Below are 21,321 nucleotides of genomic sequence, written 5' to 3'. Positions count from 1 at the left end.
CAAAGGAAGAGTACTCATAAACTTGAGGCCAGATTATTTCAGGCAGCTTTGGGGGCCGCTTCATCGCCAAGTATGGCAGTTTCAATTTCATCAATTGATTTATTAACGTGAACAACTTCATTTAAAAGTTTTCCAGCAACTTTAGACGCTTCCTCAGCAATACCTGTATTAGATCTTGAAGACAGATCAATACTTGAGATAGAACTTTGAAGCTCTTCAATACCTTTTGCTTGTTCAAAAGTAGCCGTTGAAATCTCGTTGATGGCCTTTGTTACATCATCAACACTTTCAACAATACTCTCTAGAATATCACCACATTCTCCCGCAACCTTAGTTCCAGAGTTAACACTATCTCTAACTTTTGAAACAAGTGAGTTAAGTGTTTCATTAGATTCAGTAATCATACGATTAACTTCCTTCACACTTGAACTAACCATTTCAGAGATATCAACAGAAGCGTGTCCACTCATCTCAGCAAGCTTACCGACTTCTTCGGCAACCACTGAGAAACCTTTACCAGACTCTCCTGCCCTTGCAGCTTCTACTGATGCATTAAAAGAAAGAAGTTTTGTTTGAAAAACAATATCATTAATAACCTGTGTTCTTTCTTCAATTTTTTCAATTAGACTAATAATCTGCTGCATCTTTTCTGTATTTGAACCCAACTCCTCAACCATCTCGACAATATCGCTATCTATTCCATTCATTGAATCAATCATTTTCTTAACGATCTTCTGTCCAAAAGCAGCTTTCTCTAAACTCTCTTTTGCAAGTTCGGTCGACTCTTGAGCATTATTTGAAGTCACCTTTATCATAGAACTTACTTGCTCGATTGCCGCAGAAGACTCTTGTAGAGAAAGGTCTTGGTTTCGAGAAGAGGATGTTAGATTATTTGACGTAAGTGAAATATTATTTGCACTTTTAGTCATAAAGTTTGAGCTCTTTGTTAAACGCTCAAGAGTTTCTCTAATGCGTAAAGAAATCTTATTAGCGTAAATAACACCGGCACTAAGACCTAGAATCACTCCAACAATAGATACAACGAGAAGTGTATAATTAAGAGAGCTTACAGTCTGATTAAATGCGGCCGCAGACGTTACGACTTCTTGAGAAATCTCTTTAGTGTAAAGATCCAGGGCGACTTGATAGCTTTCAGCGGCCTCTGGACAATGTACATGAAAGATCTTTAATAATTCTTTTCTCGCTTTAACACTTCCGTCTTTTGCCAACTCAATAGCTCTAGCACCAACCGCTTTAAAATTAATCCACTCTTTTTCAAGATTATTAAAGATCTCTTTTTCTTTTTCATCGTGGACTTTTGACTTTAGTTTCTTGGCGGCATTATCGTATTTTGCAATCATCTCAAGAGTGGAGTTGATCGCAGCCTCATTTTCTGAAGCGGTATTATTCTCAAGTCCTAATGTACGAACAGCAATTCTTGTTTTCTGATAACTAACATCCATTTCGTTGAGAAGAATACTGCGTGGAATAATATCGCGACTAAATTCATGAGACTCATCGCTCAATTTTGAGATTCCAAAATAGGAAACAGTACTGATCGAAATACTAACAATTGATAAAAAGACACATAGTAAAATTAATTTAAACTTAAAACTTTTGTTCATTTATCACCCCTAGTTAACGCAACTATCGGGCAATAAGATCAGTGACTTAAGCTTTGTTTCTATAGTTAACCTTAATTCAACTGTTAACCCCTAAAAAATGAACTGTTAACCCTGCAAGTTTAGCTGTTAACCTTCTAAGTTAAATAATGGCCTTTTATAAATAAAAAAATCTAGTGAGATTCTATCTTGTCACAGGCCCCTTGATGCTTAATTGGAATCCCCTTGCATCGAGCATTACATGAGCTACCATAAGTTTTTCCATCAACACCACAAACAGGTTTCCAAATCATAGGACATACACAAGTAGATGGTTTAGGCGGAGAAACATGAGAAGGCTTATTTTTCTTTTTTTCAACAACTTCACAAGCACCATTCTTTATATCAGTTGCTCCTGAAGACTCTGCCATACAAGCATTTGTATAAGTAACTCCATTGGCACAAACCGGAAGGTAATCTTTTGAACAAAGAAGAGCATATATTTGAAACTGAGATAAAATTAAAAAAAGAGATATTATTTTCATAAATAAATTATAACACAAAGGCTTCAAATGGCCTTAATCTTGGAATTTCATGCGCATCATGTTAATAATAGTGCCCTAAACGACTAGAAAAAGGATAAGTACATGGAAAACTTTATTGATCAAATTATCAAAAATTTAAGTGCCAATGGTTTCCCTCAAAAGAAGGTTTCTCTACCAACAGAGAAAATGTATGAAATCGCAGATTCAAAAGGTCTTAGTCTAAATAAAGTTCTCGATGAACTTCGTGAAAAAAAGATGATCGGTAGTGAAATTGGCCCAGAAAAAATCATCTTCTCAATGGAGAAGTTTGAGAATCAAGAAGATATGTATGCAAAGGCACAAGAGATGATGTCTCAAATGTCACCTGAAGAAATGCAGAAGATGCAAGAGATGGTTCAAAATATGACACCAGAACAGCGTGAACAAATGATGGAACAGGCCCGAAAGATGGGGATGCTCTAATAAAGTCATTCTTTAGCCTCCCACTTTCACAACTAGAGTCCTTTGTAATTGAGCATGGGTTTACAAAAGTCCATGCTCAAACAATTTATACTCAAGTTTATAAACACAGTAAGAAGTCGTTTCACGAAATTGAAGGCTTACCAAAGAAGCTCTACCCTCTTTTAGAAGAAAACTTTATTTTTGATTTTCTTGAAATAGCAAAAGTTCAAGAGTCTATTGATGATAAGACCATTAAGTTACTTTTTAAGCTTAGCGATGGACGCACAGTTGAAACCGTTTGTGTCCCCTTTCAAAAGAAGTACACTCTATGCCTATCTTCTCAAGTTGGTTGCTCAATGAAGTGCTCATTCTGTTTTACAGGAACACAGGGACTTACTCGCTCCCTTAAAGAAAAAGAGATCATTCTTCAATATATTCAAGCGTATAACTTCATTAAAGAAAAGTTTAATGGCCATCAAGCGGCTCCTAATATTGTCTTTATGGGCCAAGGTGAACCACTTCATAATATTGAAGAAGTAGCACAGGCAATTTCAATCCTGAGGATAAATGAAGGTATGGGCCTAGGTCCAAGACAAATCACTCTTTCAACAGCAGGCTATTTACCAGGGATAAAACGCTTTAAGGAATTAGGTAGTATCAACTTTGCTCTTAGCTTCCACTCACCATTTAATGATGAAAGAAGTGAACTTATTCCATTAAATAAGGCCTACCCTATTGAAAAACTAATTGAGGAATTAAAAGGCCTTAAACTTATGAAGCGACAATACCTTACTTTCGAGTACCTTGTTATCAAGGACTTAAATCATAGTAAGAAGCACTTAGAAAAGATTGCAGAGCTTTTAAAAGGAATGCCTGTTATCTTCAATCTCATTCCATTTAATGAATTTCCTGGTGCCCCTTATAAAAGACCACTGATGGAATCTGTTGAAGAATTTAAGGTTGGCCTAATGGAGCTTGGTTTTCATGCAAAAATAAGAACGACTAAAGGAGATGACATCCTGGCGGCATGTGGCCAGCTTACATCTGAAGAGCTAGAGGAAGCGCTCTGCTAAGCCAGCTTCAGGAATAGGACAGACATCAAGTTCTTCCCCAATCACATAACGATTCTTTGCTATAAACTGATAAATTCCATCACGAATGAAACGCGGGATAAAACGAAAGAGTTTAAAATATGTATGACCCAGCGTCACCATGATATTAATGGCCGCATCAGACTTCGTTGAAATCTTACCATCTTGATAGAAAACGACAGTTGATAAATTCTTAACGAAATCTTGTTCTAGATAATTTAGCGCCTTCTCATCTTGGAGATGACAGAATTTGATCCGTTTCTTGCGATCAATTCGATAAATAAATTTGATGATGCCATTACAAATCAAGCACTTACCATCGAGAAAGACGATATTCATGGTTTATATCTTACACTAAAGTCATTCAATAATCTAAATTGTAAAAATTATATTGAGACACATACTGATACATAGTTCATCTTTCTTATGCTAGATTTTGGCCAACATTAATCAAATATTTGAGAGAGAATTTATGAAGAACGCCCTACTTCTAACAACACTTGTATTTACCTTAGCTGGTCTCACTTCTTGTGGTGATCGCTCTTCCCTATACGACAACACTGGCCCAACATTAAATAGCCAAGGCCTTGGTGGAGTTTCAATTGCATCAGCTCTAAATGAAGCACCTTTTGTATGTGATCGATATTCAAAAGATGGATGTATAGATGAAGTCTTACTGATGGGTAAATTAAATCGTGGGCGACTTCAAACATGTGCATCGTTCTTTGTTGGTGATAACTTAGTTGCTACAGCAAAGAAATGTCTTCCAAGACAAGAAAGAGATCAATCATTTGGAGACTGGATGGCATCTGCATGTAAGCAAATTGCTTTCAAGGATTTAAAAGGTTTCACTTACACATGTGACTCAATTGAGAACCAAAGATATTCTGAAATTGTTCTAGTTAATACAAAACAAAAAAGTAATGTTGGATTCCTAGAAACAACATTTGATGGTGTTAAGTTTGGAGATAAGAATAAAACTTTTGAAATAACTTCATTCTCAAGAGGTGGAACAACAAATTACGCACTCTCAGAAGGAAAGTACACTCGAGCAAAGAAAGAATGTAAAGGTATTACAAATTCACTACTTACTACAATTAACGGAACAAAAGATTCTAAGAACTTTGTTCTTTCTAATTGTGCAATCGACTGGAACTCAACTGGTGCTCCAGTAATTGTAGATGGTAAAGTAGCTGGTATGCTTCATGGAAAGATTGAAGGTGATGCTGATTTCGGTGCAAAAGTAAGTGAAAGAGACGGTGTTGCTCTTGCTGAAAACTTTGCATGTCAAACAAAGTTCAACCCTTCAACTCCAGCTGACTGTAACCTACACCATGATACTCACAAGCGAAATGCTCTAACTAACTTGATTCAAGAAGCGCTTGTAAATAATGGTTCAACTTTTGAATCTTCATCAAAAGATATCACAATTTTTAGAAAAGATGGAGATCTATTAGTTCTTGAAACTCAAAAGCCAGCTCTATGTGCTTCAGTTGGAGACACAGGTAGCTTCCAAGCATGTAAGGTTAAACTTCCAATGAAGAATAAGTTCTTATCGATCATTGATATTGAAAATGTTGCTCTTGATTGTGAAAATCCTGTAGCAATAAATTGGAAAGCTGTTAATTATAATGATGAGCTAACAAGAGCACTAAGCTTTGATGATTTAAGTCTAAATGGTTATCACACTGATTTAAACTTTAAGAAATTAAATTCATGTCTATAAGTAAAAAGGCCGTCAATAAGACGGCCTTTTTTATTTAAAGTGTATTTTGTAAAAACTCTCTCATCATCTCCCAAGATTCTTTATCCGCTTTTTCATTATAAGCTAACGGTAAGTTAAACTTCTTTCCTTTTTCTGTCGCAGCAGGATTAGTAAAGGCATGAGTGGCACCTGGAAGGTTCACAAACTTCATGGAAAGTTTCGAATCTCTAATAACATTCTTAAAGCTCTTTATATCTTCTTTTGAAACAAGTGGGTCATCGGCACCATTAATTACAAGTAATTTAGCTGTTGATCCCTTTTTTACTGTCTTTATTCCACCTAGAGATCCATGAAATGAAACCACTGCTTTTAGATCTGCTCCTTGAGTTGCATTAAAAAGAACTACTGCCCCACCAAAGCAATATCCAATTGCACCTATTCTTTCAGGGTCGACACTTTCTTGCTTCTTTAAAAGTTCTACCGCAGCATTAAACTTTGCCTTTAACAATTTAGGGTTGCTAAAAGCCTGCTTTGAGAATTTCATCGCATCTTTTGGATGCTCAGCAGTTTTTCCATCACCATACATATCAAGAGCAATAGCATTATAGCCAAGATCAGCTAATTGATCGGCCCTCTTTCTGGCATAATCATTATGCCCCCACCATTCATGAACAACAACAATACCAGGGCGCTTATCATCAGCGCTTCCATTAAGTGCCATATAACCTTTGAAATTCTGTTCTCCTACTTGGTAGTCAACATCTTTCGTTGTGACTGATGAACAGCTTACAAAGCTGAATAAGAACAAAATAGGTAGTAAAATTCGCATTATTCCTCCTTAAAGATTGACTGGCCCAATGCAATTGGTTAATTATGCATTATGACAAAAGATAGCTTATATAATTTAACTTTAGAAATTTTCCCATATGATGAAGCAAAAATCATGGGAAAGTGGGTCTATAAAAAGTTAAATTTCAACCCTGATACATGGGAGCATGCGCCAAGAGTGGTACGTGAAAAAGCTAAGGAATATGACCTTTCTTTACTCAAAGTATTATGGCAAGGCCTGTCAAAAGATGGGACGAGAAAGTTTCTCCTAGGTCTTAAAGATAAGAATTCAATTGAAGCTGTTTTGATCGAAAGTGAAAATGACAAGCGACTACGATCAACTCTTTGTATCTCATCACAAGTTGGCTGTGCAATTGGCTGCACCTTTTGTCATACTGCCACCCAGGGCCTTACAAGACATCTGACGACAGCTGAAATTGTCGGTCAATACTTAACTGTATCAAGCTGGATGCGCGAGAATGTAGATAAAGATTATCAAATCTCAAATATTGTTTTTATGGGCCAAGGTGAGCCTCTTCATAATTTTGAAAATGTTAAAAAGGCCTGCTACCTCTTAACTGATCCTTTAGGAATTGCCCTTAGTAAGCACAAGGTAACTATCTCAACATCAGGATTAGTACCCAAGATTAAGCAATGGGAAGAGCTACCGGATGTGAATGTTGCCATTTCACTACATGCAATTAGAAATAACCTACGCTCTGAGCTTATGCCAATTAATAAGCGCTACCAAGTTGATGGCCTACTTGAGGCATTGAAAACAATTCCTGTTAAAAACTCTCGACGTATCATGTACGAGTACTTACTCATTAAAGATCTAAATGATACTCAAGAAGATATTGATGGCCTCATTGAAAATCTGCCTAAAAAAGAATCAAAAATTAATATTATCCCTTTTAATGAGTACCCAGAAAGTAAGTTCAAGAGACCAAGTGATGAACACATTGAATGGTTTCAAAGATCACTACAAGCAGCGGGACTAACCTGTACGGTACGAGAAACAAAGGGCGATGATATTTTAGCAGCTTGTGGACAATTAAAGACTCAGTACGAAAAGCTCAATCTTCCTAACTCAAACTAATTAACTAGTTTCGTTATTAACTTTTTATAGCTTATCCCAGCTGACTCTGCAGCCATCGCAAACTCATCTTTCATCGCGATATTTGGATTTGGATTGGCCTCAATAATATATGGGATCCCATTTTCATCAACACGTAAATCAATCCTAGCATAGCCATTTAACTCAAGAACTTTATATGTTCGCTTACAGATTTTTATTATTCGCTCTTTAACTTCTTTAGGAATATCTGCTAACTCAATATCGATACCTTTTGATTTGCGATACTTCATATTCCATTTGGCCTTCTCTGAATAGAGTTCAAGTTCAGGCTTATCAACTTTGTTAAAACGAAGTTCAAGAATTGGTAGAATCGTTAATCGTTTATTACCGATAACTCCCACAAAGAATTCACGACCTTCGATAAATTCTTCAACAATGACCTCTTCTTCGTATTTATCCATGAGATACTTAATACGTTCAAGTGCCTTCTCTTCACTTTTTACAATTGAAGCTCCACTAATTCCTAATGAAGCATCTTGGTATAAGCACTTAACGATTAGTGGGAACTTCAACTTCTTAGAAAGCTTCGTTTTTTTACGATTTTTAAAGACTTGAAATTGTGGTGTTTTTATTCGGTGATATGAAAGAAGCTTCTTGGCCATTGCCTTGTCACGTGCAATCATTAAGCCTCTTGGATTATTACCTGTATACTTAACCTTAAGTAGCTCTAAGTAGGAAACCACATTTTGATCAAAGAGAACGTTACCATTGAATTCCTCAAGTAGATTAAAAACAATATTTGGTTTGAATTCATCGATGGCCTCTCTAAGAGGCATTAAGTCAGAATAAAGACCTACGACTTTTACGTTATGACCAAGATTCTTTAAAGTCTTAATAACATTGTATTCAGTAATCCAAGGCTTATATTCAAACTCTTCCCGTGCTTCCTCCTCCTTAGAAATATCTTGAGGTGGAATTAGATCTGAATGGACAAGTACGAGAACTTTCTTTTTACTCACATGATAATCCTGTCGCGGCCCTCAGTGAAAAACTTTTTAGTATGACTTAGCAAAAGTTTTTCTAAGTTTTGAGTTCCTCTTTCATTTGGAATATATAGCTTCTTAACTGAAGTGATATTCTCCAAATCTTTAACAACAGAATCTATTTTATATTGATATGTATTAGTCTTCAAGGCGATGTTTCTAATTAACTTCTGGCGATTATTTTTTAGAACAACTCTTAAATCTGTTCCAGTTGTTGAATTATCATTTAAGTATGACTCAATATGCTTAAGACTTCGTCTCGTTAAAGACTGCTTACGTAGTCTCTTCTTCTTAAGCTGAAGATACTCTGCTACAGTTAAGGTGCTCTCCTCTATCGAGTCGACTTCTTTATAACAAACGACATTTGGCTTCTTACCGCGTAAACTCTTCATTTGAGAATCAACGTATTTAAGCTTTGTTAGAGCTGGCCAGTTTTCATATATATTTCTCCAATTTGATCTTGGAGTTAGCCAGGTTGCAAATGTTTCTGCAAAGTCTTCCTCAGGATGGGCCTGAGCATAATGATCTTCTAAGTGATATACATAATTCTTAGAGAAAACTTTAGGAGTATATGAATTTGGATAACGTTTATCATGATCACCAAAGATACTCTTTCTTCTTTGCTCGTCTTTTAAAAAGTAGGCATTATCCATAACATGCCCACATTCGTGTCGCATAAGCTTCATAAACCAGTCACGAGTTTCACCTTCGACATGACCGATGTACTGTCTTTCTAATGCTATTAAACGTGGGTGCATTAGAGTAAATGGTATCGCAATTCCAGAGATAGAATCAGGACAAAACCAATCATCACTAAGCCAAACCTTTGGTCGAACTAATAAATTCTTATTTTCTAATTCCTGATTTAGCTGATCTAAACAATTTGAAAAAATACTCTTATCAAATGAGATATCGAGTTCCCATAATTGGGCCCCCAATATATCTCTTTGATTAGAATTTTCTAAATTTAGTTTCTTCATTTGCTCTTCCAGTTAAGGGCCGATTATAGCTGTAACTGGAAGAAATTAAAGAAGAAAAGCCTTGGCATGAATTATTTATAAGTCATTAATACAGACTTGGCCGTTACGATTAATCTTGAGCTTAAAGTCGACTCCCTCGATCTTTGCTCGAATATGAGAGAGATGCGTATTTATCGTTTTATTGGTCACAACGACAGGTCCCCACGCTCCCATTACTAATTCTTCTAATTTGTAAATTCTCTTTCCCCCTGAGATTAAAAAGTAGAGAACCTTATACTCTGTTTTTGTTAAAGCTACCTCATTATCTCCAACATAAACCTTCTCCTCTTTGTGGTTAATCCTCAGGTTTCTAAATCCTACCCAATCATTCTGGATAATAAATGTCATATTTTTAACTCCTCCCCCTTCAATAAATTAGGTTAATGGGAGGCGAAAAAATTAACAACTTATAGATAGGAAATGTCTAAACAATTATCCTAATCATAGAAATATTATTTCCTACAGATATGAAAAATGGCTATAAATTCAATACATTACAGATCGTGTAAGCAAATTTGGTTGTTGCGATTTATACGAATCCTGAAATCAACACCTTTTGTTTTATGTCTTAGGTGCGTGAGGTGGGTATTGACAGTTTTATTTGCCACATCTACATCTCCCCATATAAATTTAACTAGTTGCTCCCTCGGATAGACTCTTTTGCCACCATCGAGAAGAAAAAATAGGATCTTACACTCGGTTTTTGTCAGCTCTACCTTTCTTTCATCAACATAGGCCACTCGATTTTTTGGGTCCAAGGACAGATTTCGAAAAGATAGGGTCTGATTATTTGAATTATTAAGTGGTTCCATATTCATTTCTCCTCCAGAACAATCATTGAGAAAATTTTATTCCATTGAACATGTCCATGTTTGTGAGGTAAAAATAAACCTATAGGGATTATTCACATATTAATTGGACTTAAGAGTAATTGATGAAAAATAAGAAAGTACTATTTTGGAGCGGTGGTTTAACCTCTCTTGCAACATTAAAGAAACTATTAGAATCACATAAAAAGGATGAAATTATTCTTCTTTGTCTTCTTAATAAAGAAGGTAATGAATTAGGTCATACAGGAATCCCCGAAGAAGTACTCCAGCTACAAGCTCGATACTTAGGTTTAAAATTAGTACGACTCTATCAAGATGAGTTAAGTAAAAAGGTCTTAGAGAAATTTGTCCAACAGGGATTTGAATTCTATTGTGGGTCTCGAGATGGCCACTTCATTGAAACAACCCCTCTACTGAATTCCCTAAAAATTGAAACTCCTCTTAAAGGTATTGCATATACTGAGTTAATGGAACAAGACCAGTCGAGAACAATTCTAACTTCAGTACAAAACGAAGAAGATCAAAGATTACTAGGTAAAGAAATAAGTGATATTTCACAATATCTACAACAGAGTAATCAGCAACTAGATACTTTTGTGATTTACGATCCACTCTTTCGAATCCGCATTCCATTTTCAAAAAATATTGTTGTTGAAAAAGATGGTTATTTTATCTGTAAGATAAGAAGCGTTTAGTATTCAAGAAGTTTTCTCTTAACTTGAATTTATTTTAACATTACCTCCATACTTGCTTGCCTCTTGGGTCATATAATCAATGGTGATCACTTTTGGAGGTTTTATGAAGTCAGAAAGTAAAAGAAGGAAGTTTCTCTTTGTTGGTGCTCGAATTGTTATGGGAACGGTTCTACTTCTAGGAGGAGTTACTCCAGGTCTAGGACTATTAACAGAGTCACAATTTACACCTGAGGCCCTTTCCTTTATTAATTCTCTGCAAGAAACTGGTTATCTTTACTACATGATTAAATCACTCGAAATTGTACTTGGGACAATGTTCCTATTAAATTTGTTCATTCCATTATCGGCCGTAATTGCAGCACCACTTGTAATTAATATCTTATTTTTTGAGTTATTCTTATGTAACTCATTTTTAATAGCGCCGATATTACTAATTGCCTGTGAGACAATCGTGTATCTAGAGCATCGTAAATTATTTAATTGGTTATTTAAGTATCAAGTTCATACACATACAAATGATTTAGATGCACCAGATATGATTATTCTCTCAGACTTAAAAGAGAAAGATCCTAAAACTTATAAAAATGTCGTCAATTCTCAGTACTATCACAATATATAATTTCTATCTTACGGCCCATTGTCTTCAAGCTCTTCTTGACAGACAATGAGCCTCCTGTGAAAATTCATGAATTGAAAAATTCAACAAGGTGAACTCTGTGAAATTCAGAGACTGTCCCGCAACGGTTAAAGTCCGATCCCTGTTTTTTAACTTTATATCTCGGAGGAAGATCATAAAAACGCCACTTATTCTATTATCTATAGTTTCATTACCAATTCATGCTGACATTTTTATCAAGGCCTCAAAGCTTGAAACATTAAAAGAAAAAATAACTAGCGATGTGACTGTCATTACCGCCCAAGAAATTGAAGACTCTGGAGCAACGACCTTGCAAGAGCTTTTACAAGGTAGGTCATCGGTATTCATACCCCAAACAGGAGGACTTGGATCAATCGCAAGTTTTAACTTAAGAGGACTACCAACAGGTTTTTCTAAAGTTATTATCGATAATATCGAGCTTGTTGATCCAACTGATATAAATAACTCTTTTCAAGTGAATAATCTTTTACTCGAAAATATCGAAAGCATTGAGATCTTAAAAGGAAGTCAGTCGATACTCTATGGATCAAACGCTGTTGGTGGTGTTCTAAAGATTAATACAAAGAAAGGACATAAGAACAATTCATTAAATCTTGAATACGGAAGTTTAAATACAGTTAAAGCTGGCCTTCAGAGCAGCGGCAACTCTGATAAGCTCAATTATGGATTAAGTGCGAGTTACCTCTCAAGTGATGGCTACTCTGCTGTCAATGAAGATAGAATCGAAAATGCAGAAGATGATTCTTTTAAAAACTTAAACCTCAATCTTAATTTAAGCTATCTTTTAAACGAGCAATTAGAGTTTAATTATCAAGGTCAACTTCTTGACTCAGAAGTAGAAATTGATGGTTTTGAATCCTCTCCACCGTATGGTCCAATCGATGTCGTTGAAAACGATCTTAATGAATACCTTCAATCAAATCATTACCTAGGGTTTAATTATTTTTCTGAAGATGAAAAAATAACGATAACTCCAAGTATTCGTTATTCTCATATTAAGAGAGAAGACCCTACGAATAGCTTTACGCCAATATATAAAGGTAATGAGACTCAGGCTAAACTTGATATTAAGTATAAGCACACTCTAAACCTAAGCCTACTTTCTGGAGTTGAGTACACAAAGCAAGAAGACGAAGTTGAGAATTCTCAAAGTGAATTATACTCAGTTTACACTGCAGCAAACTTAAGTCTTGAGAAATGGTTTTACGATCTTGGACTGCGATTTGATGACTTCTCATCAATACAGTCTAACAACTCAAACGTAATAGGTAGCGCAGGTGCAGGTTATCGAATTAATAATGAGATCTCTTTAAAGGCACATATTTCACAAGGATTTAAACTTCCTACACTTTATCAACTGGCCAACCAAGTTGATGATTTAAAACCAACAGATAGTATAAATACAGAGTTTATCTTTAGCTACAATACGATAATGTCTCAACTTGAGGCCGCTATATTTAACTATGATCTTAAAAATCAAATTGATTACGATACTACTACTTTTGGTTATGACAATATAGCAAAATCTCAAATTCAAGGGATTGAATTAAATCATTCAATAGAATTTAAAAATAGTTTTAATATAAAGACATCTCTAACTTTTCAACGTGCAAAGAATGAAACAGATGATTCTGATTTATTAAGAACACCAAAACAATTAGGAAGTTTAGTTTTTGGTTATCAAATAAGTAAAAATCAAAGACTGATTAATAATTGGCAATACGTTGGAAAGAGAAAAGATGTTGGTGGAGAGCTACCGTCCTATGTTGTAGGTAATTTCACTTATCATTATAAAAACTTTTCTTTTAAAGTTTTAAATATTCTTGATAAGGATTACGAAAACGTCGAGTACTACGGAACGATGCCTAGAAGCTATTATCTCTCTTATAAACTCTCATTTTGATGATATCTTTTAACAAGACTCATCGCGATGAAAAATGAAACCATAGAGCCAATATTTAAGAGATAAAAGAGGTAGAAAGCGTTGCCAGCACCAAAGCGATCGGCGATTGCACCAAAGATAAAGTGCATAATTGCAATACCTACTCCAATATAACTCATGGTACTACCAAGAACGACATGATTCTTTTTTGGAAATGAATTGGAAATCCAATCGACAATGACAGGGAAACAAAACGACATAAACAGCCCTGTCATTGCATAAAATATTTGATGTATCTCACCTAAGCTAAAACAAATTAATGTCGAAACTAAAGAGATAATAATTAACTTTTTCGATTCTAATTCAATCCTAAAAAATGCGAATCCTAATCGCCCAATCATAAGGAAGAGAAAGAAATAAGAAAGATAATTATTTGCTACGTATTCACTAAATCCATGGGCCTCAACAAGATAATACTTTATTCTAGAAGAAACCATAATCTCCGAGGCTACGTAACAACCGGCAAAAAGGCCAATTAAGAGATTCATGAAAAATGCATCCTTCATTGTACCGTGGTTTTCTTTTATATCTTGATGATGACTATCATGAGTAAAAAATGAATAAATCAAAACAATAGCACAAGGAATTGCTAAAAATTTAAAGTAGTGAATCCAACTAAGATTAACATAAAGAAATAGTGATAATAATTGAGGGGCAAGGAGTGAAGAAAGCCCATAAGCTCCATGTAGCCCCGATAAGAATCGCCTTTTTTGAAAAGGTGGTGCTCCAGAATCAACCATAAAATTCATCGTGATACCAGTAATTCCAAATCCAAAACCAGCTAAGGCACCAAAGACTAAACTTAAGTCGAAGTTTTGAAAGTCTCCTCCTGCACCAATACCATATGTTCCTATTGCCATCATGATCATAGCAACTCGAGTTGAGACAACAGGCCCTAGCCTAGGTAGCCAAAGAGAAGTTGAAAGGTATGCTAGAACAGAGGTAATAGACATTAGAGAAAAGATTAATGAGCCCTTATCAGGCCCAATTGAAAAGAAGCGAAGTAGTTCTGGATAAACGGCCCCACGTCCATTATCGATAAAGCTTAGAGCGACTAAGGACATATAGCCTAGAATTACGTATCCAAAATTTTTCAAACTTCTTCCTCTATAGTCTCTTACTTAAGCAATAAGAGACTTATCTTTATATAGTAACCATAATTGGTGGATTGCACGTGTCGCTGCTAAATGTAGACGTTTACGAGCAGTGTTATCAATTGGATAATTTTCCTTATCGCAATCTGGAATGATGACATAATCAAATTCTAATCCTCGGATTTGTTCTACTGTTGTGACTTCAATCCCAGGCTTCAGTGAGAAGTTCTCATCTAAAACAAGTCGAACACTTCCGACCTCTTCAATTTCTCGATACAGTTCTCGCGCCACACTCTCCTTAGCACAAATAATGGCAACAGAGGCTTTCGGTTCGCGATTCATTAGTTCAATAAGAGCACTACTCACTAGCATCGCCGCATGTTCCAAATGTTGAACGGATGTTTCAACAATTGGTCCACCATCTCGCTTTGAATCAGGTAATTGCTTAGGGGCAAGTGGACCTAATACATGATGAGCGAAAGAGACGATCTCTTTTGGTGAACGATAAGAAACATTGAGCTCTTCAACTTGAATATCATCGACATCTAATTCAAGGTTATGACATACATCGTGCCATGAAGTGAATTCAAAAGTGCGATCAATCTGCTGAACACTATCTCCAGCGATTGTGAAATTTCCATCACGATGTTTAATTTGACCAAGTAGCTTAAGTTCACTTTGTGAAAGTTCTTGTGCTTCATCTAAAAAGATATGCTTATAGAATTTAAATTCACGGCCAAAATACTTTAAATGTCCAAATTGTTTTACAATTAAATAATTATAAAGTGATAGATCGTACTTATCCACAAATCCGGTAACTTCACTATCTCGAGACTCTTTACTAACGTAATCACTATCAGAGTCCATTAACTGAATTTGTTTTGCAGTATAGAATTTTAAGTCCTTAAGCATATGTGACGTTACTTGACGATTAGTCATCTCAGGAAGTTTTTCCATTAGACTATAGTCTGAAAAGATATTTAATAACTCTTCTCGTACATTTTTAAAGCTCTTTAATAACTTTCTTAATTCTACTTTTAAGATCGAATCATGAGTCTTCTCACTAACTCTCTTAAGTTTTAAATAAAGAGGGCCATCTTGATTATCGAAGAATTCAAGGTCATGACCTTTAAGTTTTGCTCGAATTCCTTCTTCTTTCTTTTCAAGATATTCATCAATTAAACTAAGAAGCTTTGGATTTCTTTTAACAGTGGCAATTGAATCCATCGGATTATATTCAATCTTCTTTGGTATATTTCTTATATTTTGAAAAATAATCTTTTTAATAAGATCATCAAGAGTAGAGACTCTTACATTTTCAAGATTAGACTCAATTAGAAGCTTCTTTGAAAGCTTAACAAGTCCTTGGTTTGGAACAATAACCATTACATCTTGTTGGCGAATTCCATCTTCACGACAAAGTTTTGCAATCCTATAAAGAGCAACTGTAGTCTTACCACTACCTGCTCCCCCCGTAATTAGAAGTGGCTTATTCACACTTTGATTAACAAGGTCGTATTGAGTTTTATCTAGGAGTGAGATTACTTCTGGCCCATCAAATCCAGTACGCCCACTACCAAGGGACTGATTTGCACTCCCTTCTCCTCCAGCAAGTTTTTTAACTGTTTCATTTAGGGACATCCATTTATTATCACGATAAACAAATGAGTCCCCTTCTCGGTCAACTCGTACCAGTTGTCCATCTCTAACAGTTAAGATGGCCTTCTCTAAAATACGTCCTTCGATAACTCGATCATCGAGATCAAAGTCAAAGTCATCACCTTGTCCATATTGATAGAAGATTCTCGCCATTGGTGATTTCTTCCAGTCAATAATCTTAAACTTTAGCTCTTTATGTGAAAATGGTACGTGTCCAATAAGGAAGTCTTTTAACTTTCCATTTTGCTCAATTTTAAAGTGACCAAAGAATGGAGATTCCAGGCTTGGCATACTTTGGTGCTGTTCGTAACGCTCGGCCAATTGATTCAATAAATTCATCTGCTGGATAATTCCAGGTAAATCATCTTCCTTACAATTTAGCGACTCGTCGCGCAAAGCCTTGATATTATCTGCAATATCGGCCAGTGCTGCGGCGTTCAAATCAGGTAAACGTTTTACCAATTGGATTGTTTCCTCAAGGAATCCATTGATTTTTTCGATGTATTTTACATTATCTAATTCACTCATTCTTTATTTGCCTTCTATCAAATACATTGTTAGGCTGAGACTTTATACTCTTTTTTATTAATAAACACTAACAACATGAGGGCTTATTATGCCAAAAGTTATCGGATTTAACTACACATTAACGAACTCAAACAATGAAGTTTTAGATACTTCTTCTGAACATGGTCCACTTCTTTTTCTTGAAGGTGTTGGACAAATTATTCCAGGACTAGAAGAAAAGGTTATTGGAATGGCAGTTGGAGAAAAAGCAAAAATTGACGTAGCTGCAGCAGATGCTTACGGAAATAAGAATGACGAACTAGTTATTAAAGTTCAAAAGTCACAATTTCCAGCTGACGCTCAATTAAATATTGGAGACGTATTCCAAGTAAACCAAGATCAAGGTCTACCTCCATTTACAATCGTCGAACTACAAGGTGAAGAGGTTACTCTTGACGGTAATCACCCTCTTGCAGGACAAGATCTAACTTTTGATATTGAAATCACTGAAGTTAGAGAGGCAACTGATGAAGAAGTTGCTCACGGTCACGCTCACGGTGTAGGTGGCGTACAGCACTAAGAATTTACTTTTCTTAAGTTAAAAAACCACACAAAACCCTTTTACTATTAAATTAGACTAATTTTAGTGAGGGTTTTGTGGGGTATATTCAAAAATATCTTTCTATAATATCCATTCTATTTACTCCTAAAATAATTCAGGCCAAAGACCTTGGTGAAAATTTTAGTCTATACGGAAAGCTTTCAATGGCCGCTATTGGCCAAGCGGGAGTTCAGTCGCTAAATAATAACTCCTCTCGTTTTGGGTTCAAATATGAGAGAGATGACCTACTCGAGGGGTTCACCACTGGTCTTCGTGCTGAGTTTGGAATCAATACCAGCAATACGAGCCAAAGCGTTCAGGAAATTCCTAATACGACCGGTCGTTTTCAAGTAGATAATACTAGCGACCGGCCATTTTCAACAAGACTAACTTACCTCTCCCTATCCAAGGGAGACTTTGAGGCAACGATTGGAAAGAACTGGTCTGTCTGGTACGACATATCTGGCCTAACAGATATCTTTATGGTGACAGGTGCATTTGCCTCTTCAACTTATACTTCAAATGGTGAAGTTATTGGAACGTCTCGTGGAGTCGATCTAGTCCAACTACGTTATAAGCTAGGAAATATTCACTTAGGGGCCCAAGCAAAACTAACAGGAGATGAGTCAACAGATATAACCGACTCTGCTGGCAATGTTATTGGCCAGCTCGTCTTAGAACATAGTATTGCAGCTTCTATTCGCTATATCACAAAGAATATCATTCTTGGTGCAGCTGCAATTAATCTCATTACAGATAGCACAGGAAAAGATATTAGCGAGACATCGGTTTCAGTTGGAGCAAGATACATCTATAAAGAATTTTTTACGGCATTTAATTATGCTGATGCAAAGGATCTTGAGCTAGTGGATGGAAACTTTATTAGAACTGATGACTTTGAGGGATTAATTGGTTGGAATATCACAAAGAGACATCAATTAATGATCGGCTATAATTGGCAAAACTCTGATGAAGTTAATTATGAAGACTACGAAATGTCCTATTATCTTGCCTCTTATATTTACCGATATGATCAAGTTGAACTAGGTCTTGAGCTTGTCTTTGATGATAGCACTGAGCCAAGTGGTGAGCGCCCGGAAAACCATCAAGTTATCCTAGGCGCAACATTGTATTTTTAGAAGTTCTCAGGTGGAACTTTCTTAAACATAAACGCAGGGATTACACTTGCAACTAGTGTATAAATAACAAGCCCCGAAACGATCTCTAGTGGTATATCAAATCTTTCTCTTGAAATTTGGGCCATAACAAGACCAAAGATAAGAGTTGGAAGAAGTGACATAGTAATTTCCTTACGATCAGGCCAAAAGTCCTTCATAAAGAAATTCATATTTGAATATGTATTGATAATTCTCAATGGAATAAAGACTCCTAAGAAAACTAAACCAATGATTAATCCTTCAGTACTAAATAGGTCTTTTGTAAAACTAACCCCTGCTTTGAAGAAGTAGAATGGGATAAAGAATGAGAAGAACATTTGTAAGTTCTTAATAATTTCTTCTGACTTATCCGATTTTCCAAAGTGCTTAAACTCTGAAGCAATAAATCCAACGATAAATGCACCAACAAGATAATAAGTTCCAATTTTCTTTGTAATTACACCACAGATAAGAGCTGTAAGAATAAGAAAACCAACTTCTGAGTCTTTTGCATAAGGCGCTATATACTTGAAGAATAATTTATATGCTAATGGTAAGAAAACACTTAGTGCAATAAGAACCATTGTTGAACTTCCAAGGTTCACAAGGCTTTCAGACTGCAACGTAACAAAGAGTAATAAGATCGCTGCAATTTCTTTAGAGATGGCCTTTGAACGAATCCAATACTCTTGACCTTCTGAGAATCCATAATTTTTTAGAGAGTTTAAAATAAAACCTGTCGATGGCGTCATAATACCAAGAGCAATTAAAGTCGCAGGCCTAAAGGCAATTTCAAAGTAAAGAGAAATTCCAAAAGCAACTAAAAGCGTAATTGCTAACATTTGAGTTACTCCTAAAAATAACTCCTTCCAATTTTGCTTTAGCTCTTCTATTTCAACTTCAAAACCAGCAAAGAGAAACAAAGAAGTAATACCAAGACGAGAAAGCATAAGAAGAAGCTCATCTCCTCTAAACCACCCCAGTCCTAATCCAGCTCCGACACCCAAAGCAATCGAAGAAATCCCTATTGGGATCTGAAACCTCAGTAAAAGCTTTGGCAATATTAAGAGCACTGTAAATAGTATTAAATACTGTGCTTCAGAATTAACTAAGTGAATCATATTTAAATCCTTTCCAAATATTCTTTATAGTTCCCAGGAAAAATTCTTACTTCACCTTTATCGACTTCGTAAACCTGCTCGGCCAACTCACTCAAAAAGTGTCTATCATGGGAGACAAACATTATCGTCCCTTCATATCTCTTAAGAGCATCTAAGAGGACTTCTCTCGATTTAATATCTAAATGGTTTGTTGGCTCATCGAGAACCAGAAAATTATTATTTTGTGAAAGAAGAGTTGCAAGAACAAGTCGCGACTTCTCTCCTCCAGAGAGATACTTAACTTTCTTATCAACGTCTTGCCCGCGAAATAAGAATGCCGCAAGAAGGTTTCTAATATATCCATCACTAGCTGTTGGTAGATCCTTTCTTACTTCATCAAAAACTGATGATTCAGGATTTAATACCTCTAGTGAATATTGTGAAAAGTAGCCAAGTTTAATACTTGGGCCAATACTAACACTTCCTTTTGTTGCGTCTGTATGGCCAGTGATACATTTTAATAACGTTGACTTACCTGCACCATTAACACCCACAACTGCAATTTTATTTGTTCTTTTAACAGTTACTGAAAGGCCATCAAAGACATCGTGTTGCGCTCCTTCACTTAAAGGCCAAGACTTTGCAAGGTCCTTAATAATAACAACATCATCTCCACCTCGCGGAGGTGTTGGAAATTGAAAACTTATGCTTTCTTCTTCAGCAGGAACTTCAATGCGATCAATTTTATCTAATTTTTTCACACGAGATTGTACTTGTGCCGCATGAGAAGCGCGGGCCTTAAACTTTGCAATAAATTCTTCTTCTTTGGCCAACATATCAGCTTGCCTTGAAGCTTGAGCGATTAATTGCTCTCTTCTAATATCTCTTTCTTTTTCGTAGAAATCATAATTTCCCGAGTATGTGGTAATTCTCTTATGAGCGATCTCAATAATCTTATTACAAACATTATTCATGAAGTCGCGATCGTGGGTCGTCATAAAGATCCCCCCTTCAAAAGTCTTAAGCCAATCTTCAAGCCATAGAATCGACTCCATATCAAGATAGTTTGTCGGCTCATCCATGATAATAAGATCAGGACTTATCACAAGAACTCGCGCAAGGGCGATTCTCATTTTCCAACCACCAGAGAAGTCTTCAATCATCTTCCCGTGATCTTCTGGCATAATCCCCAGTCCAGTCAGAACTTCTTCAGCGCGAGTTTCGAGGTCATAGCCACCTCTTTTTTCAAACTCTGATTGAACATCACCCATTTTCATGAGGACATCATTCATTTCGTCATCACTCATATTGGCGCAATCGGCCAGCTTTTCTTCAAAAACCTTAAGTTTTTCACCTAATTTTGAAATTTTATCATCTCCAGACATAACAACTTCAAGAGCTGTTTGGCCCGCAAGCTCACCTACTTTTTGTGAAAAATAGGCCCAACGTAATTTATCGGGAAATGATACTTGTCCTTCATCTGGCTTTTCTTCTCCAATAATCATTCGAAATAGTGTTGTTTTACCAGCTCCATTTGGACCGACGAGACCAACTTTTTCACCTGGATTTATTTGAAAACTTCCTCCTGAATAGAGAGTTTCACTACTTTGAATTTTTGAAATATTGGAAACGTTAAGCATATGAACAAAAGTCCTTTATTTTTGATTACTTATAAATGATTTTCAGGTTGATTAATTTTATCACTATGTTATTAACTATGTCTTTAA

Annotated in this window: 21 protein-coding genes and 1 riboswitch; of the genes, 9 read left to right on the top strand and 12 right to left on the bottom strand. The window is 35.9% G+C overall.

Going from position 1 to position 21,321, the window contains the following annotated elements:
* Positions 1-38 precede the first annotated feature (38 nt).
* Together ACN5L8_RS11000 and ACN5L8_RS10995 are read right to left on the bottom strand one after the other, a co-directional pair.
* Entirely contained in the window at positions 39-1,625 is a 1,587-nt protein-coding gene (locus ACN5L8_RS11000; protein ID WP_419173042.1) for a HAMP domain-containing methyl-accepting chemotaxis protein, read from the bottom strand.
* A 170-nt stretch (positions 1,626-1,795) separates the two neighbouring features.
* Positions 1,796-2,146, bottom strand: a complete 351-nt coding sequence (locus ACN5L8_RS10995) for a Kazal-type serine protease inhibitor family protein (protein WP_419173041.1) — start codon at positions 2,144-2,146, stop codon at positions 1,796-1,798.
* 102 nt (positions 2,147-2,248) lie between these two features.
* Here ACN5L8_RS10995 and ACN5L8_RS10990 point away from each other — a divergent pair, with 102 nt between their 5' ends.
* Together ACN5L8_RS10990 and rlmN (ACN5L8_RS10985) are read left to right on the top strand one after the other, a co-directional pair.
* Positions 2,249-2,608 (top strand): hypothetical protein, encoded by a 360-nt coding sequence (locus ACN5L8_RS10990; protein ID WP_114705419.1) that lies wholly within the window; start codon positions 2,249-2,251, stop codon positions 2,606-2,608.
* Complete coding sequence (gene rlmN, locus ACN5L8_RS10985) at positions 2,608-3,660, top strand: 23S rRNA (adenine(2503)-C(2))-methyltransferase RlmN (protein WP_419173184.1); 1,053 nt, start codon at positions 2,608-2,610, stop codon at positions 3,658-3,660. Before ACN5L8_RS10990 ends, rlmN (ACN5L8_RS10985) begins: the two co-directional genes overlap by 1 nt.
* Here rlmN (ACN5L8_RS10985) and ACN5L8_RS10980 read toward each other — a convergent pair.
* Positions 3,640-4,017, bottom strand: a complete 378-nt coding sequence (locus ACN5L8_RS10980) for a thiol-disulfide oxidoreductase DCC family protein (RefSeq protein ID WP_419173040.1) — start codon at positions 4,015-4,017, stop codon at positions 3,640-3,642. The genes rlmN (ACN5L8_RS10985) and ACN5L8_RS10980 overlap by 21 nt on opposite strands.
* A 133-nt stretch (positions 4,018-4,150) precedes the next feature.
* Here ACN5L8_RS10980 and ACN5L8_RS10975 point away from each other — a divergent pair, with 133 nt between their 5' ends.
* Complete coding sequence (locus tag ACN5L8_RS10975) at positions 4,151-5,404, top strand: hypothetical protein (protein WP_419173039.1); 1,254 nt, start codon at positions 4,151-4,153, stop codon at positions 5,402-5,404.
* Positions 5,405-5,438: 34 nt separating this feature from the next.
* Here ACN5L8_RS10975 and ACN5L8_RS10970 read toward each other — a convergent pair whose 3' ends face one another.
* A complete protein-coding gene (locus ACN5L8_RS10970) occupies positions 5,439-6,212 on the bottom strand; it encodes a dienelactone hydrolase family protein (protein ID WP_114705423.1) in 774 nt (257 codons plus the stop codon).
* A gap of 51 nt (positions 6,213-6,263) precedes the next feature.
* Here ACN5L8_RS10970 and rlmN (ACN5L8_RS10965) point away from each other — a divergent pair, with 51 nt between their 5' ends.
* Complete coding sequence (rlmN, locus tag ACN5L8_RS10965) at positions 6,264-7,310, top strand: 23S rRNA (adenine(2503)-C(2))-methyltransferase RlmN (RefSeq protein ID WP_419173038.1); 1,047 nt, start codon at positions 6,264-6,266, stop codon at positions 7,308-7,310.
* On the opposite strand, the gene ACN5L8_RS10960 is transcribed toward rlmN (ACN5L8_RS10965), so the two are convergent.
* The 4 genes from ACN5L8_RS10960 to ACN5L8_RS10945 all read right to left on the bottom strand — a co-directional run bounded on the left by ACN5L8_RS10960 (position 7,307) and on the right by ACN5L8_RS10945 (position 10,163).
* Entirely contained in the window at positions 7,307-8,308 is a 1,002-nt protein-coding gene (locus ACN5L8_RS10960; protein WP_419173037.1) for a D-alanine--D-alanine ligase family protein, read from the bottom strand. The genes rlmN (ACN5L8_RS10965) and ACN5L8_RS10960 overlap by 4 nt on opposite strands.
* Positions 8,305-9,312, bottom strand: a complete 1,008-nt coding sequence (locus tag ACN5L8_RS10955) for a putative zinc-binding metallopeptidase (RefSeq protein ID WP_334678100.1) — start codon at positions 9,310-9,312, stop codon at positions 8,305-8,307. The genes ACN5L8_RS10960 and ACN5L8_RS10955 overlap by 4 nt, the downstream gene beginning before the upstream one ends.
* 75 nt (positions 9,313-9,387) lie before the next feature.
* Complete coding sequence (locus tag ACN5L8_RS10950; protein WP_114705427.1) at positions 9,388-9,699, bottom strand: winged helix-turn-helix domain-containing protein; 312 nt, start codon at positions 9,697-9,699, stop codon at positions 9,388-9,390.
* Between the two features lie 146 nt (positions 9,700-9,845).
* The gene (locus ACN5L8_RS10945; protein ID WP_158536734.1) at positions 9,846-10,163 is read right to left on the bottom strand and encodes a winged helix-turn-helix domain-containing protein; all 318 of its coding nucleotides are present in this window, start codon (positions 10,161-10,163) and stop codon (positions 9,846-9,848) included.
* Between the two features lie 122 nt (positions 10,164-10,285).
* Between ACN5L8_RS10945 and ACN5L8_RS10940 the strand changes: the two genes are divergently transcribed.
* The 3 genes from ACN5L8_RS10940 (at position 10,286) to ACN5L8_RS10930 (ending at position 13,437) form a co-directional block, all read left to right on the top strand.
* Positions 10,286-10,876: a hypothetical protein gene (locus tag ACN5L8_RS10940; RefSeq protein ID WP_419173036.1), complete on the top strand. Its 591-nt coding sequence runs from the start codon at positions 10,286-10,288 to the stop codon at positions 10,874-10,876.
* A gap of 103 nt (positions 10,877-10,979) precedes the next feature.
* Positions 10,980-11,495 (top strand): hypothetical protein, encoded by a 516-nt coding sequence (locus ACN5L8_RS10935; RefSeq protein WP_114705430.1) that lies wholly within the window; start codon positions 10,980-10,982, stop codon positions 11,493-11,495.
* Between the two features lie 71 nt (positions 11,496-11,566).
* Positions 11,567-11,695: riboswitch (adenosylcobalamin-variant (AdoCbl-variant) riboswitch) on the top strand.
* Complete coding sequence (locus tag ACN5L8_RS10930) at positions 11,665-13,437, top strand: TonB-dependent receptor plug domain-containing protein (RefSeq protein ID WP_419173183.1); 1,773 nt, start codon at positions 11,665-11,667, stop codon at positions 13,435-13,437. Its footprint overlaps the riboswitch before it by 31 nt.
* Here ACN5L8_RS10930 and ACN5L8_RS10925 read toward each other — a convergent pair.
* Positions 13,419-14,573, bottom strand: coding sequence for an MFS transporter (locus ACN5L8_RS10925; protein ID WP_419173035.1), 1,155 nt, complete (start codon positions 14,571-14,573; stop codon positions 13,419-13,421). The genes ACN5L8_RS10930 and ACN5L8_RS10925 overlap by 19 nt on opposite strands.
* Before the next feature lie 24 nt (positions 14,574-14,597).
* Positions 14,598-16,757, bottom strand: a complete 2,160-nt coding sequence (locus tag ACN5L8_RS10920; protein WP_419173034.1) for a UvrD-helicase domain-containing protein — start codon at positions 16,755-16,757, stop codon at positions 14,598-14,600.
* Positions 16,758-16,845: 88 nt separating this feature from the next.
* On the opposite strand from ACN5L8_RS10920, the gene ACN5L8_RS10915 reads away from it, so the two are divergent.
* Both ACN5L8_RS10915 and ACN5L8_RS10910 read left to right on the top strand, forming a co-directional pair.
* Positions 16,846-17,316 carry an FKBP-type peptidyl-prolyl cis-trans isomerase gene (locus ACN5L8_RS10915; RefSeq protein ID WP_419173033.1) on the top strand — a complete coding sequence of 157 codons (471 nt, stop codon included), beginning with the start codon at positions 16,846-16,848 and terminating at the stop codon, positions 17,314-17,316.
* A gap of 77 nt (positions 17,317-17,393) precedes the next feature.
* On the top strand, positions 17,394-18,476 hold the full coding sequence (locus tag ACN5L8_RS10910) for a porin (protein ID WP_419173032.1): 1,083 nt from the start codon (positions 17,394-17,396) through the stop codon (positions 18,474-18,476).
* Here the strand turns inward: ACN5L8_RS10910 and ACN5L8_RS10905 are convergent.
* Both ACN5L8_RS10905 and ACN5L8_RS10900 read right to left on the bottom strand, forming a co-directional pair.
* Positions 18,473-19,615, bottom strand: a complete 1,143-nt coding sequence (locus tag ACN5L8_RS10905; protein ID WP_334678095.1) for a cation:proton antiporter — start codon at positions 19,613-19,615, stop codon at positions 18,473-18,475. The genes ACN5L8_RS10910 and ACN5L8_RS10905 overlap by 4 nt on opposite strands.
* Before the next feature lie 2 nt (positions 19,616-19,617).
* Positions 19,618-21,234: an ABC-F family ATP-binding cassette domain-containing protein gene (locus ACN5L8_RS10900; protein ID WP_412473712.1), complete on the bottom strand. Its 1,617-nt coding sequence runs from the start codon at positions 21,232-21,234 to the stop codon at positions 19,618-19,620.
* Positions 21,235-21,321 lie beyond the last annotated feature (87 nt).

This window comes from Halobacteriovorax sp., from assembly GCF_048381875.1.
GTDB classification, from domain to species: domain Bacteria; phylum Bdellovibrionota; class Bacteriovoracia; order Bacteriovoracales; family Bacteriovoracaceae; genus Halobacteriovorax_A; species Halobacteriovorax_A vibrionivorans.
The sequence above is the reverse complement of the archived record's forward strand: the minus strand, read 5'-3'. Positions and strand labels throughout refer to the sequence as shown.